Origin of the sequence: Paenibacillus sp. MER 180, assembly GCF_023713665.1 — a bacterium.
GTDB lineage: Bacteria > Bacillota > Bacilli > Paenibacillales > Paenibacillaceae > Paenibacillus_B > Paenibacillus_B suaedae.
Window position 1 is genome coordinate 243,562 of record NZ_JAMAVT010000008.1, and the last position, 16,672, is coordinate 260,233.

The following is a 16,672-nucleotide window of genomic DNA, read 5'->3' on the forward strand; positions in this document are numbered from 1 at the left end:
GCTCAAGTTATCGGAATGCAACTGGTATCGCTCCTCCGCCATACAAGAATAAACATTTCTGATTTCCCCCCGGTGATGATCAGACAAATATTGAACGATAGAATATGCAGTAGGACTTCCATAGAATACGGTTGGTGTCAATTCTATCGTATATTTTTCGTTTATTCGGTTAGCCAGCTCGACAAAAGTAATGGAATCAAACCCATACTCACTTAAGCTGATATCCATCTCAATTTCACTGAATTCCAATCGAATGATTTCGGAAATAATCGTCTTAACGTCTTTCTCTAAAGCATCCAATAAAGCACCGTTCAATAAATCCGATTGTTCGTGGTGAACTGTACAGGATATATTCCCCTCACCAGACTGTAGTTCCTGAACAAACTCCGATGAACTACGGCTCTCACCAGCCGAATAATAATTGCGTTGAACTGTGTCTCCGTGCTCTTCAGCTATATTTTGGGCAATCCTATGAATCGTAGGTGACCCATAAAACACGGTGGGACTCATTTCAATTCCGAAACGATCATTAATCTGATTGGCCAGTTCCACGAACGTAATCGAATCGAATCCATACTCCGCCAGGCTCGTCTCATCATCTAATTCATTGCGGTCGATTTTAATGATCGCAGCTGCAAAAATCGAGAGTTCATTCCTCAATCGGTCAAGATTAAGCGATGCATCGATTGTCTGCGCGTTTATATCCGTTTTATTGCCGACAGGCTGGGATGATGACAAATAGGAGGCAATTTGCTGCACCGGCATTCTCTCCGGTTGCTCCTCTTCTTTTTTGGCCGCCAGCCAACTTTTTATTTTTGAATGATTACCTGCGAGCGCCATAATTTCCACCTGACTCAAATAGAGAGCATTTTCAAAAATTCGGCACCCGGTATCGGCACTGATTGCTCGTATTCCGGAAGTTTTATAAATGTATTCTTCCATCTGCGAATCTACAGACATTCCTCCCTCTGTCCAGAGAGGCCAATTGATGGATATGCTGTGTCCAGAGCGACCAACTTGATTACGATACTGAGCATAACCATCTAAAAAGCGGTTAGCATAAGCATAATCGGCTTGTCCCACATTGCCCAGCTTCCCCGTAATTGAAGAGAACAACACGAAATATTGCAGTGGTTCATTCCAAGTCGCCCGATCCAGCAGCACCGTTCCGGCAACTTTTGCTGCCAGCACTCTGCAGAACTGAGCGCTTGTCTTATTTATGATTACGCTGTCCTCTGCGATGCCGGCACCATGAATAACTCCTTGAACGAATCCAAAATTATTCTTGGTTCGTTCAATTAACCTATCTACTTCATCCGGTGAGGTTACATCAGTCTGAACGTAAAGCACCTCTGATCCAAGCGAGCGAAGGTGACTAAGTTTATCAGCAATCCGTACATCCTCCTCAGATCGACCAGCGAGGACGAGGCTAGTCTTCCGCGTTCTCGCCAAAAATTGTGCGACAATAAATCCGATGCCTCCGACTCCTCCCGTTATAATGACAGCGCCGTTCTTCTGTGGAGGGACAGTATTGATTACGACAGATGGAGAATCCTTCACTTCATGCAAGGTTAGTACCTGTCGTCCATGAATCGAGCATGCTATTTCTACTTCATCTGCTTCACCATCAAACTCTCGCAGGATTTGCTGGAATAGTTTGATCCTTTGCTCCCAGCCGCGCCGCTTCGAATCTTGAATGTGGCAGGTTTGAATGATAATGCTCGGAAATTCCTTACGAACCGATCTCGCATAACCACCGACTGCCGTAAAAAAAGGATTTGGGACATCGCTCTCACTTTCATACATGCACATAATCCGAAGAGCCTGAGGCTTCCCGCTTCTCATCCAGGCTTTTGTTAGATGAAATAAATTCAGGATATATTCATCCAGCCTGTTCTCCTTCTCATACATTTCCGTTTCCCAATCCTGCCAGTCCCAATTGACTATCCACACCCACTCGGTATGCCGCTCATTTGACATTAGCTCCAGCAGTCGATCCATATGCTCCGGATTCCTTACATTCAATCCAAATTCCTGACTATCTATTTGGTCAAACATGTCTCCATCCTTGACCCAGTATAATTGCGACTCGCTGTATTCCTCTCTCAGAATCGCCAAAAAATTGCGATATAGTTGCGGAGTGAGATCGAAAATAACAATGTTTCGCTTGTTTTGTGTTTTCTCAAAGTCGCCAATCGGTCTCGGCTCCCATTTACTGCTGTAATAAATCAGTTCTTCTGTCTCAAGTGAAAGATTATCCGAACGATAGCTTGCAAGCTGCTTCTCTTTGAAACGTTTTACATAAATCAGCCCTTCTTCCGGGCTTACAATGCCTGATTTAATGCCCTCGATAACTTCCTGCAAAGACGAGAACTTCGTCATATTCTGTTCCCTCCCAGTAGTTGAACAATTTCCAAAGAACTGGCGGTTCCCTTTTTCACACTATTCAACATTTCCAGCAGTTCCGCATCGCTCATGGCAGCACTCTTTTTCGACACCGGTACCTTGCGAACCAAGTAATCCGTTACTAATACCCGAACTTTACCCTCTATATCTGTTATACATAAACGATATCGCTTCGCTTGTTCCCCACCTGGAAGTTGGACATCTCGATATTGCACATAGACATAGCCGACATCGCATACGCTTCCGCTCCACTTCACTTCACCGATTGAAAACGGCAAGAACATCTCTTCTCCATCTTCCTCTGCTCCGCCAAAACCGATCAATGATTGAAAGGCACCGTCGAGTAGCACCGGATGCAGTAGATAAGACTTCGATGAGTTTTTTAAATGATTGGGAAGACAATACCGGGAAAGAACCTCATGCTCACTCGCACTTACACTTTCTATCGTTTGAAAGGAAACTCCATAATGGAATCCCATGCTGCGGAATATTCCATAACAATCGAGTCCACTCAACCTTTCCACGCACCTAGCACGAATAGCATCCACTGGGAGTTCACCCAAGTCGGGTTCACTTTCTCCCTTCGACGCGTAGCGTACTTTACCGCGTGCGTGAATATGCTCTCTATCATCGGCACCTGCTGCAATTTGGAATTCGGCCGTCTGTTCTCCCGTCGGCTCCAATCGCAGCCACGCTTCCGTTGGAGTTGAAACTTGCAGTGGCTTTAACCAAAATATATTTGAAATCGCGGTTACTTTTTTTTCGGGATAGGACAATTGACCCGCGGCCCTTGCCATCTCCAAATAAACAGCGCCCGGCACCACTACGTTTCCTCCAATGACATGATCCTTGATGATTGACTCGGATAGATGAAATGTTTTTTTGTATCTTTGCAAACCGAATACGGATTCATTGGAATCAAGCAGCGGGTGCAAATGCCCGAGATTTACCGCCTCTGATTTGACTGCAGCAGTTTCACTAAGCCAATACTTCTTCATAGCAAACGGATATGACGGCAAAGGAACTTTTCGTACTTCTGTATCGCCATAAGCGCCGTTCCAGTCAATATATACTCGGTCGCAATATAATTGTCCTAATCGCTGCAGCAGGTTCTCTCTCTCAGAACCGACAGGATCGGATTGTCGCAAAGCCTGCACGAGCCGCATTGATTCTTTTTTTTCATCTGAAGAGATATCCTCTTTATTTCTTGCTGATTTGTCCATACCACAGAAAATATGCTGATGACTGTGCCCTGCCGCAGCATTATTCAACCGTTCAACAAAATCTTCCATACTATTGGCGAGCAAAGCAATGCGATAATCGAAGTGACTGCGGCCTGTTTGCAAGCTATAAGCAATTTCCTTGACAGATGTCGAGCGCCCGTTCTCTTGGCACCAAGCAAGAAGGTCAGAAATTTTTCGGCGAAGGCTGTCCTTGGATTTAGCCGAAATCGGGAAAAGCTGCATTGAAGCCGGATATTCATCCGGCTCCTCGACTTGTATATCATACTCTTCAAGCACCATATGACAGTTCGTTCCGCTATGTCCAAATGAACTGATGGCGGCCCTGCGCGGGTTCCCCGGGTCTGCTGACCACGAGGTCAGCTCAGTAACCATATAGAATGGACTTTCCCGCAAACAGATCTGGCTATTTTCTTTTTCAAAATGCAAGGTAGGCGGAAGCTGACGATGCTTCATCGCCAGTAAAATTTTGATGAAACCGGCTAATCCGGAAGCCGCCCCTGTATGCCCTATATTCGTTTTGACAGATCCCAGTCCGCAAAATTGCTTGTCGGAAGTAAACAATTTGAACGATTCCTGCAACGCATGGAATTCTATCGGATCTCCCAATTTCGTCCCTGTCCCATGAGCTTCCACATAAGTAATCGTAGCGGGATCGATTCCAAATCTCCGATAAATTTCCGTTTCCAGTGCCGTTTGTGACATTGAACTCGGAGCTGTTATGCCGTTCGTTTTGCCATCCTGATTTATTCCAGAGGCTCGGATAATGCCATATATATGATCTCGATCACGAATTGCCTTCGCTGCGGACTTAAGCAGTACAGCTCCGACTGCTTCGCCAGGAACGAAACCGTTGGCCCGATCATCAAAAGCTTTGCATCTACCATCCGGAGACAGCATTCCCATACGACTGGCCAGCACATAACCTTGAGAGGTTGTATATAGCGCAACTCCACCGCAAATCGCCATCTCACACTCTCCGGAACGGATGCTTTCCGAGGCCAAATGAATTGCAACTAATGACGATGAACATGCTGTATCGAGCGTTATGCTGGGTCCCTTTAAATCTAAAAAATAGGAAATGCGCGAAGCCAAAATTGAGTTGGAGTTTCCCAGAAATAATTCGGAACCAATCTCGCTTCCTGTTTCGCATGATGCAAAATAATCGGTATCGCCTTCACAGCCGACATAGACTCCTATCTTCTTGCCCGCCACATCTCGTTTGGAATAGCCTGCGTCTTCAAAAACCTTCCACGCTTCTTGCAGAAATAAGCGCTGTCTGGGATCCATCAATTCGGCTTGTCTAGGTGAAATATTGAAAAACAGCGGATCGAACTTGTCTATATTCGACAAAAAACCGCCGTCTTTACAGTAGCTCTTGTCTTTTGACTTCCGATCTGCATCGTAAAAACCATTCACATCCCAGCGTGTTATTTCTTTTACCGAATCCCTTCCTGACGCAAGATTCGTCCAATATTCATGAACGTTATCAGCTTCTGGAAATCTTCCAGAAATACCAATCACGGCAATACCTTCATCGCTTATACGCGATTGCGTCAAGAATTCATCCGCTTGCAAAATTTTATAGAGCTTCAACCCGGCTTCTGCCGTTAGTTCTTGATTTCGCACCATTTGAAGAATTTGCTTCTTGTACGCGTCAATGTCAATCATGACGATGCTCCCCTCAGCAGATGGCCTGCCGCATCCACATCCAGTTCTTTGCGTTCCAAGCTTTTAAAAAGCTGGAAAAGCCTTTCATCTTCATCCTCTTCGGAACCTACACCCACAATATAATCAGCTAATCGTCCAATTGTTGCATGATCGAATATATCCTTTGGCGTCAAATCAGTCTGCAAGGCATCATTTACTATTTTTACAATTGATAATGCCAAAATCGAATCCACGCCAAGCTCCATAAAAGATAATTCAAGATTGATACTTGCTGAATCCATATGCAGCACTTCTGCCACACTGCGGGTAATCAGTTCCGTAACCTCTTCTTTTCCCGCTCCTTTGCCCGCAATCTTCATAGAGTCATCATGTCCTGGTGACATGTTATCTTTTTCAAGCTCAAATGTAACGGAATGACTGTGATCTACATTCATTAACTCCAATACGTATGGTTGAGCCTTAATGGCTGCAACTTGACGGATATTAGTGCCCAACAGACTTTCGATCAACTGTAAGCCTTCGGTTTCGCTTAACGGATAAGCCCCTTGTCGCTCAATGTATCGAGTTAATTCTTCATTAGACTCCCCGCGGCGCTTGGCCCAATACCCCCAGTTAACCATATACACAGGGAAGTGGGATTCTGTTTGAAGATAAGAAACGTAAGCATCTTTAAACTCACAGCTTGCCGCGTAATGGGCCCATCCAGTCGTTCCGATAAATGACTGAGCCGAGGAAAAGAAGAGGAAAAAGTCCAGTGGTTCATGCTGAACCAGAGTATACAGCACCACGCTTCCTTTTGCCTTCGACTCCAAGGCTGTTCGCAAATCCGTTTCTGACATGTCTTGCACCGCTTGGGGTTGAACATCTAAAGCTGAATGAATAATGCCGTGAATCGTTCCGAATTGCGACTTTGTCCGTTCTATTGCTATTCTCATCGCATCATAATCAGCAACATTCGCTTGCAAGTAAATTACTTTACCCCCGAGTGATTCCAAATGCTCTATCTTCTTCTGCATATCAGTATTCATTTCACTTCTTCCAATTAAAGCGAGAGAAGCATTTGACGTTTTCGCCATATACTCAGCAAATATATAGCCAACCGTTCCCAAACCGCCGACAATAACGTAAGCGCCCTGATGTCTAAAACGCGTTGGCGTAGTTGAAACGGTTATCTTTTCGGGAACCAGAATTCGTTTGAATTTTTGGAATCCACGAATGGCTATTGTTTCTCCACGCGCCTGAGCAGGCTCGTACGCAATAGCTTTGGCAAGGCTCATTATTGCGTTCCCATTTGAATTCTGCACTACGTCGCTCCAACTCAAGTCTAGTTGAGTCAAGCGCAGTTGCGGAAGCTCCTTTGCCAATGTACGTGCCAGTCCATGCACCCCTGCCCCAAATGGAGTCACGATATCATCCGGCAGTACGTCGTAATGATTATAAGTTACGATTCTCAATTCCAAGCCAAGATCAAGCTGAGCAGCCATCAATGCTTTTACCAAGCGAAATAAAGATAGCGTCCCCTGTTCTTGACTATCCTCAAGCATGCTTATCTGTTCTCCAGCGCTGCATCTAAAATTCGCCAAAAAGTATACCGTATTCAGTCTCGAATATTGACTGATATGCTGATGAATCGCTAACGGATTACTAGCGTCAATAATTGTTTGGGATGGATAAATCTCTGCTGTATCTCTTCCCAGAACTGTTACTGAGACTTCATCCGCCGAATGCAGGGAACGAATTGCAGCCACAAGCGGGTCGGAACTATCGGAAGTCATGATAAGCACCTGTTTACTGCCAATTTGGAATTTTTGCCCCTCTGCCGATGGTGTGGGCGCCTGCTTCCATCTTGGTACGTAAGTATAGTCCGTGCCTCTGGAGTCTTCCTCTCCGTCCGCAACCTCTTTGGAACCGGTCTGGAACAAGGATTCCATCCGTTGAGGCAGTGCTGCACTGATCTTTGCCCGATCCTCTGGCCAATATCGTTCTTTAGCAAACGGATACGTGGGAGCTGGGATCCGATGTGGAGCCTGGCATCCATAAAGGAACTCCCAGTTCAAATCAACTCCGGATACCCATATCTGTGCCAGCTTATGCAACTTCCGGTTTCGTATTATTGCCTCTACGAACTGCCGCCCTTCTTCACCTTCGAGCAATAAGCCATATTTTTCATCCGTCTGTTTGCTCGTTCCGGTAAACATACCTTCGATATTGTGCTCGCCCTTGCCGTAAGCCAAAAGCTTCTCCTGTAATTCCGATATGGAACCGATAACAAATCCAACTCTCTCCTCCAGCATTCTCCTGCCGATTTGGAAGGTATAGCATAGATTCGCAATGTTAGGTTGTTCACTGCCGTCATTTCCGCTTATAAAGCGTACAATTTGCAGGGCATAATCCTGCAAGCGCTCTTTGTTTTTTGCCGAAAGAGGAAAGATATACAAATCAGCCGCATTCGATTCCACTGCATGTAATGGTTCGACATCTAATGATTGCGGCGCTTCTTCGACGATCATGTGACAATTTGTTCCACTAAAGCCGAAAGAATTAATTGCCGCTCGCCGCGGTGCTCCGTCCGATGCCCATTCCTGCAATTCTCGGTTCACAAAGAACGGAGTAGCCTTGAAGTCGATGTGCTCATTTTCCTTCGCGGCGTGCAGCGTGGGAGGAAGTAGTTTATATTTCATAGATAGCAATATTTTGATTAGTCCCACTACCCCTGATGCAGCAGATGTATGTCCTAAATTGCTCTTTGCCGAGCCAATCGCACAGAATTGTTTCCTGTCGGTGTATGTGGCAAAAGCTTGGGTCAATGCCGCTATTTCAATCGGGTCGCCCAATTTGGTTCCCGTACCGTGCGCCTCCAAATAAGTGATTGTTTCAGGATGAATACCGTACTTTCGGTAAACTTCCAACTCTATCTCCGTTTGCGACTTGGCACTCGGTGCAGTAATTCCGTTGGTGCGTCCATCCTGATTGATTTCCGACCCTTTAATCACGCCGTAAATATAATCCCCGTCAGCAACAGCTCGATCCAAGCGCTTCAATACGACGGCTGCGGCAGCTTCCGCAGGAACAATTCCATCGGCATCGTCCGCAAATGTTTTGCATTTTCCGTCTCTGGAAAGCATGCCCGCTTTGCTCATGGAAATGAAGGGCTTTTCGGTTAAATACAATGTAACCCCTCCGGCGAGCATCATATCCGTTTCCCCGTTCAACAAGCTCTTGCATGCTAAATGAACGGCTACCAAAGAACTTGAACAAGCTGTGTCCACGCTGATGGCAGGCCCTTTTAAGTTCAGAAAATAAGAGATGCGTGAGGCCAATATTGAGTTCGTGTTGCCGAGCATCAGCTGTGCATTATAACCCGCGGCTGTTCCCTCCGCGATTGCACTATACTCGTTGCCGAATACCCCTGCGATAACCCCGCATTTGACGTGATTCAGCTTTTCAGGTGCGTAACCGGCATCCTCCAGCGCACGGTAGCTTTCTTGAAGAAATAACCGCTGCTGTGGATCCATCATTTCCACCTCAGCAGGGGATATTTGGAAGAAGATCGGATCGAACTTATCCATGTCCGCGACGAAGCCACCCCATTTTCCATACGTTTTGTTGGGAGCTAGCGGATCGGGATCATAAAACATATTCGGGTTCCATCTGTCAGCCTGCACTTCGCGCACTGAATCGACTCCTTGTCGGAGATTCTCCCAAAGCTCGCGAACATTTTCCGCTCCTGGAAAACGCCCCGATATGCCGATTACAGCAACATCCGAAGATGCACCGGATAGTCCCGTGCGTTCCTTTTTAATTGCAGTTTCTGTTGGTGTAGGACATTCATTCTTATTCTCCTGCTCCCTCTTAGCGAATCGTTCCAGCACGACCGATTTTTGATCATCGCGCTTTAAGGAGCAATCCATAGGCTTTTGTACGCCGATAATGCGCTCGATAACCTCTGGATGGGTTTTCGCCAAATATTGAGTTAAATCCCGAAGATTTGAATGATCGAACATCGTTTGAACTTGCAGATTCAATTCCAGCTTCCGGTTCAAGTCATCCAATATTTTGAGACCTATCAGCGAATCGATTCCGTAATCGGAAAAACTTGCGCGACGATCGATTTCAGTCGGCTTCATTTCGAGAGTGTCCGCGAACCATTGCGCCAGCTTATCCTCCATCTTTCTAATCGTATCCCCGTTTATCCCGCCGACATGATGCGGCAAAGCGGCTTCCTCAGCCCGTTTGTATACAACGTCTTCTTTATAATGAAGACTGTTTCCAAGCCACTTTCCGACTGCATCCGTATAGCTCGCTGCATGCTTAAAAGCCGATTCGTTCATCATCAACAATTGTTCTTGAGTCAGCAGATCGTCTGCTTTTTCCAAGGTTAGCAGCACATAGCGAAAGAGGTTCAAAGACAATGCCTTTCCGAAATTGTTCCAAGCACGGTGTTCCGTTTCCATGTCAGCTAAGTGGGGATATTTCTCCTTAAGTATGGACAAGTTCTGCTCAAATTCCGGATCATGCAAAAAGTTGGATATCTCTTGACTGCAATCGATGCAATCAATTACTCGCAGACGATTCTCTGCAAGAATTCGGCTGTACTGCCCCTGTGTATTCGTATACTGTCCGACATGGGGCAAATGTACTTCATTCACTGTGTTAGCGAGGCAATCCGCCAATACAACAGTTCCCTTCCGCTTTAAATGCCTAGCGATGTTCCCGAATACCCCGTGTTTATCCGCGATATGCACTGTCACTTCTAGTCCAATGATAAGATCATACATGCCGGGGAAATCCTCTTTTGCACTGTCTTTGCAATGAATAGTAATCCGATCCACCAAACCTTCTCGGCCAACTCGCCGTTGTCCAAATTCGGCCTGATTGGCTGATATGGTATATCCATCGCAATGTATATGCTCATGGGCTCTTGCGAGATGGAGCAAATCAGTTGAAAAACCGCAGCCGATATCCAACAAATGATGTACTTTGCTAAAATCTACATGCCGATACAGCATATCTCTCATTTCTTTTTGTTTAGCCAAGGCGAATTGGGCCATAGCCGGATATTGCTGAGGCTCGGAAAATACGTTCAGCCATGAAAATCCTGTTATCTTCTCCGAAAACGGGGCGAATGTCAAATAACCTTCCTTTTCGGTGCTTTCCTCATATAATCGAACTGATGCATCATAGTAGTCGGCTACTACGGCATCCTGATCATTCAACGCCGGTTTCAATCTGCCATCGTAATTCGGAACCGATTCATCATTCGCACTGTACAACCAGCATTTCCTTTGTTCAAAAGGATAAGTAGGCAAAGGTACCCTCCTCCGTTGGATATCATTCACAAGCGGCCAATCCATTTGTTCGCCAGCCATCCACCGCTCCAGCAGCTTTACGATTTGTTCATTCTCGATCTGAGAAGCGAGTAAAGTAGAATATTCGATCTTCCAGTCCGCTCTATCTCCCATTGCCGAAACAGCTAAATATCGACCAATTTGCTCCTTCAGCTCCTCTGGGGTTCGGCAAACAAAGGCCGTCCTCTCCGCAAAGGCTTCTCTTCCGAACTGCAAAGTGTACGCAATGTCCGGCATTTTTGCCGTAGGATAGTCATGTCGCTCCAAATGCTGCAACAATCGCTCGGCATAGCGCCGCAATTGTGCTGAGGAGCGAGCGGATAGTGGAACGATGCATTCGCCCGGTATAAGCGTCTCGGCATATGGCGGCAACTCAATTGATTGGTATTCTTCTACAATTAGATGCGCTTCTAAGCCACCTGCTCCAAAAGAGCTGATGGCAGCGCGGCGTGGAAGCTCTTTGTACGTATCTCCGTCATGGATAGTCAGTGCAGGCCAGTCTGTCAGTTCCGCCGGAATATAGAATGGCGATGCTTCCAAGCAGATCGACGGGTTTATTGAATCAGCCACTTTATTAGGAACGAAAGCTTTATGTTTCATCTGCAGCAGCACTTTTGTAAGCTGTGAAATACCGGCTGCCGCCTCCAAATGTCCGATTATCGGCTTTACCGAGCCAACAGCACAATATTGCCGCAACGGTGTCCTTGCCTCGTAAGCACGCCGAACCCCAGTCCATTCAATCGTATCCGTCATATCGCTGCCCAAAGCTTGAAGCTCAACGTACCCTATCGTTTCTGGATGAATTCCGCTGCTGTTCATGACTTCTTCGATCAATCCCGTCTGTGACTGCGGATCGGGTAAAAAGAATCCCGAAGAATATCCCTTGTGACAGATCCCAGATCCGCGAATGATTCCGTAAACATAATCGCCATCTTCAATAGCTCGCTCCAACGATTTCATCAATACTGCTCCGACGCCCTCCCCTGGTATAAAGCCGTTTCCAGCGGCATCGAACATGCTGGTTTGTTCTTTCGTGGAGAGCATTTTGCTCTGGCACATGCCCAGATATCTCGAAGGATGCAAGTATAGATTGACACCGCCCGCGATTGCAGCCTCGCTTTCGCCATTCAGAATGCTTCGGCATGCCAAATGAATCGCTGCTAATGACGAAGAACAAGCCGTATCTAATGCCAAGCTCGGACCAGTAAAATTGAAAAAATACGATATCCGGTTTGGCAAGCTGAAGTATGTAGAATGAATAGGCGTTCGATCGGGAGAATTCCATTGATTGGCCCCCAACAATGGGTATGTCATGGAAGTCACACCCACGAATACCCCTACCTTTTTTCCGCTCCAAGCCTCTTTGGCATATCCGGCGTCTTCTAAGGCAGACCATACCGTTTCTAAAAATTTGCGTTCTTCCGGATTTATCATTTTTGCCTCAAGAGGATTCATCTTGAATAGCATTGGGTCAAATTCATCCACGCCATCGAGAAAAGCCCCATATTTGCAATAAATGTCCCCTTCTGCAAGCGGCAGCGAGTTATCATGTCCATAATCCCCATGTTTCCAACGGGTCTGAGGTATTTCCGTAAAGCACGATGTTCCCGATTTCAGAATATCCCAGAAATCTTCGATTGTACGTGCTCCAGGATATTGCCCTCCGATACCCACAATCGCAACGGCTCCACGCTCAGGAAAAGCTGCTTGAGGACAACTTGTCTCATGCACGCTCCGCTTTGATTCTTGAATGCTTTCCGATCGATGCACCGGTGTGCTTACCTTCCCCAGGCCAAGCACATTTCCAAGCCGATCTGCATAATGCACTGCGAAAAAGTCAACCAGTTCGTCAACTGTTTGGTACTCATAGAGCAGTGTTTTGGACATTTCCCCGAAATCGGATTCCACTTTTGAATTGAACAGCTTGATCGCAATCGAATCAAGCCCATACTCTTGAAAAGGCGTCGAATTGTCTATTTTATCTGGAGACAGCTTTAGCACGTTACCCATTGAAGTCTTAATATACTGATGTAGTGCTTGAATAGGCACCTCGCTGTTCTGCAAGCCAGTTGGGCTCCGATGTCCAATTCTTCGTGACCTCTCCTCCATGCGCTGAAGCCAGTCCGCCAGCCTGCCTTTTTTTCCATAAAGAACAGATATTTGAGATTTCCCGCTAGCGAGGGCTAACTCCCAGGATTTGATTCCTTCATCTGTTGGCAAAGACAGGAGCGGTATATCTTCTGTTTGCAAGGCTTCAGCGATCTTCATACCGCCCTCCTTCCAGAGCGGCCAATTTATAGCCAATGAAAGCCCTTCCCTGCTCCCCTCTTCCCTCAGCTTGCTGCGCGCAGAGCAGAAATGATTCAAGAACAGATTCGCATATGCATAATCGCATTGTCCGGGATTCCCCCATACCGAGCTCAAGGAGGAGAAGACGACAAACCAGTCTAGCTTCTCATTACGAGTCGCCTCATCCAACAATAATGTCCCAAACAGTTTTGGCTTCACAACCGCTTCCATGTGTTCTCTTTCTTTATTGATCAGAAAAGAGTCGAAAATGGCACCGGCACTATGAATGACCCCATTAATACACGAAAATCGACGTTTGGCCTCGGTGATCGTACGTTCTGTATCATCCGGTACAGATACGTCCCCTTGAATGTAAAGCACTTCCGCACCTAGCGATTCCAATTCCGTTATTTTGTTCTCCAGCGCGGTAGTAAGAGCTGATCTTCCACATAATACGAGCCGAGCCTGCACTGTAGCGGCTAAATAGCGGGCAAATAGATACCCTACTCCGCCCAATCCACCGGTAATGATGTACACTCCACGCTGTCTCAACGGAACTGACGGGACTGAATCTGTTTCGAGCGGACAGACAATTTGGCGTTTAACATGCCTATCTCCTCTTAGAATCTGAACATCTACTTCTCCATCTTGATTGAGTGCTTCCTTCGCAATGATCTCTGCTGATTCGTTCATGCTTGCATCGCACAACTCAAGACAACACACGTCCAGCACTGGATTTTCCTGGCGCACCGATTTCAGAAAACCAGCCATCGCAGCATACTGTGGTTGAACGCTGCCATTGGATTCGAATACGTAAAGCAGTTTCACCGGATGCGTTAGTTTCCGTACCATCATGGATTGGCATAAAGTAAACAAGGAGTGGAAGCTGCTTGCCAACTGCTCGGAAAGGTTATGAATATTCGGCTGGAACTGACTATCTGACCACGCATGAATGATAATATCCGGATGTCTGCCACACTGATATAAATCATTCAACAGCCATTCATAGTCACCATCATTCTCGGGATTCATTGCATAATACCCATCACCCCGCCTTTCAGCCTTCATTCCTCGTACGACTCGAACAATCTCAATCTCCTGTTGCTTCCAGTACTCTTTAAGAACGGTACTCAAATCCTGATTGTTGTCAAATAGAAGAACAGTATTTTTGCTCACAGTTGTATTTGGCAAATCCGATGCTACCCATTCATCATCAAAAAAGAGGAGCTCCATATCCGGAGTCCTCTCTATTGCATCGCCCTGCTTCTTCTTGCGCAAAGTCTTAATCATTTCCATGCCTTGTTCAGCACTGAGCTGATTAGATTTTACCAGTTCAAGCACTTTATCCAACATCTTCTGCTCTTTCATTCCATCACTCCCATGGCCTGCCGCACACGTTCGATCGACGATGTCCCATTCTCCAATTGGCGAAGCAGCTGCAAGAGCTGTTCATCCTCGATCTCCACACTCGGGGCCTGTGCTTCAGGTATCCAGTATCTTTCCCGGGCAAACGGATAAGACGGTAATGGCATGCGAAGCTGCTTACGGCCTCGATGCACCTGCTCCCATGGAATCTGGCTTCCGTTGACCCATAGTTGGGCTAAAGCTGTTAGATCACGTTTTCTTATTGCCTCAGTAATTTCATCAGAAGCTTCATCGAATTCAATATCCGTTTTCCCTCGAATTTTACGTTCTACTTTGCCGTAGAAGACAGACGGCAATTTCATATCCTCTGCCTTCAGAAGCTCCATTAATTTATTGGACAATTCGGCTTCGTCGGCTGCAATGATCGCAAGCCTCCAACCAAATTCTTCTCGTCCTGATTGCAAAGTACGGGCAAGCCGCTGCAAATCAATTCCGGCAGACTTACCGGATCCACCGCAATAAGGTACGCTCTCCAGCAAATATCCCGTTACTGCTTCCAGTGTAGAGTATACGGCTAATAGAGAAGCAGGAAAGTCGATTTGATAGGCTTTCGAAATTTGTTCGGCCAAGGATACCAATTCAACTTGTGTGAAGCCCAAGTGCAGCAAATGATCCCACGGATCAATCTCTTCTCTGCCCACGTTCAATATTTCCGAACTATATCGAATTAGCTCACTTAGGATACTCTCATGAGCCGTAGGCGAAAGGGTCAGCTCATGACCAGCTGGCTCCCCAGTTTGTCCAATAGTTAGAAATTGATAAAGCTTTTTACAATATTCTTTCAACGCGCTCTTCTGCTTAGCTGATATCACGATAATTTGCGGATCAATGCATGAGTCGACTGACCCCACATCGCAGAATTCCTCTAATACGATATGGCAATTGGCCCCTCCGAAACCAAAGGAGCTAATGCCTGCCCTTCTCGGAAGCTCCCTCCCCTCGCAATCTGTCAGCCTAGCCCACGGAATCGTCTTATTGACGATGTAAAACGGCGAACCGTCAAGCTGTATATACGGATTCATCCTTTCAAAGTGTAAATTTCCAGGAATAGTTCCATGCTTCATGGACAAGGCAATCTTGAAAATACCTGCGATTCCTGCCGCTGCCTCCAAGTGCCCTATGCTCGTCTTAACCGAGCCGACGCCGCAATGAGGAACGATCGGAGTGGACTTTCCCCATTTTTGATAAAGTTGCGAAAATGCTGCTTTCAATCCGTTTATTTCAACTGGATCCCCCAAATGAGTGCCTGTACCATGCGCCTCAATATAGGTTACGGTCGCAGGATCAATATGTGCTTTTCCGAATGCTTTTACGATAAGATTCGCTTGTGCATAAGGATTCGGAGCGGTCAATGAATTCGTTTTTCCCCCATGATTGACGGCAGAGCCCTTGATTACCGCATAAATATGATCTCCGTCCTCAACCGCTCTCTTTAATGACTTTAGAATGACAACGCCTGTGCCTTCTCCCCGCACGTACCCGTCTGCACTGCTGTCAAAGGTTTTGCAATTTCCGTCCCGAGCCAGCATGCCCGCCTTGCTAAACGAAATGTGAAGAGTCGGAGTAAGTATCACGTTAATGCCTCCCGCAATCGCCATTTCGCAGTGCCCGTTCTGGATAGCCTCTACGGCCCGATGAATCGCCACCAACGAACTGGAGCATGCAGTGTTTACCGGTTCGCTAGGTCCGTGTAGATTGAGCAAATATGAAATTCGATTTGGAAGCACGGCATGCGACATGCCGGTTGACGTCTGTGCCTCCACTTCTGCCGTTGTATGCTGCAAAATTTCATTATAGTCACTACTTGCCACGCCAACGAACAGTCCGGTGTCAGAACCAGATAAATCCGAAGCCCTGTAGCCTGCATCCTCGATGGCCGACCACACGCTTTCTAGAAAAATTCGTTGCTGCGGATCCATTAGTTCCGCCTCGCGGGGAGATATTCCGAAGAAAAGCGGATCAAACTTGTCCACTTCCTTCATAAAACCGCCCCACTTGATATCGGTTTTATTTATCTCTGAATTCGGATCCCCGTAATATTCCGCCCAGTCCCAGCGATCTTGCGGAATAATGGAAATCATATTCGTTCCCTGCTCGAGGTTCCTCCAAAACTCGTCCAAATCGTCCGAACTTGGCATTTTCCCACTCATCCCGATAATAGCGATGGGCTCATAAGATCGTATTTCATCAGAAGCCACCGTTCCATCCTGCGCTGCGCCAAGTTCATTATCCACCTTAGAAGAGTGAATCATATGATCCGAATCCTCGCTTAAGTCAGCGGGAGGCTCCTTT

Annotated in this window: 3 protein-coding genes and 2 pseudogenes; all 5 read right to left on the minus strand. The window is 46.5% G+C overall.

Going from position 1 to position 16,672, the window contains the following annotated elements; all coding sequences use genetic code 11:
• Window positions 1–144: 144 nt before the first annotated feature.
• Window positions 145–2,382: pseudogene (locus M3661_RS31055) on the minus strand (SDR family NAD(P)-dependent oxidoreductase); the annotation flags it as partial.
• Window positions 2,379–5,318 (minus strand): type I polyketide synthase, encoded by a 2,940-nt coding sequence (locus tag M3661_RS15395; RefSeq protein ID WP_251486469.1) that lies wholly within the window; start codon window positions 5,316–5,318, stop codon window positions 2,379–2,381. The gene M3661_RS15395 and the pseudogene M3661_RS31055, both read right to left, overlap by 4 nt.
• The gene (locus M3661_RS15400; RefSeq protein WP_251486472.1) at window positions 5,315–14,323 is read right to left on the minus strand and encodes an SDR family NAD(P)-dependent oxidoreductase; all 9,009 of its coding nucleotides are present in this window, start codon (window positions 14,321–14,323) and stop codon (window positions 5,315–5,317) included. The genes M3661_RS15395 and M3661_RS15400 overlap by 4 nt, the downstream gene beginning before the upstream one ends.
• Window positions 14,320–15,165 carry an acyl carrier protein gene (locus M3661_RS31060; protein WP_483874661.1) on the minus strand — a complete coding sequence of 282 codons (846 nt, stop codon included), beginning with the start codon at window positions 15,163–15,165 and terminating at the stop codon, window positions 14,320–14,322. Before M3661_RS31060 ends, M3661_RS15400 begins: the two co-directional genes overlap by 4 nt.
• Window positions 15,148–16,551: pseudogene (locus M3661_RS31065) on the minus strand (type I polyketide synthase); the annotation flags it as partial. The pseudogene M3661_RS31065 and the gene M3661_RS31060, both read right to left, overlap by 18 nt.
• Window positions 16,552–16,672: the final 121 nt, after the last annotated feature.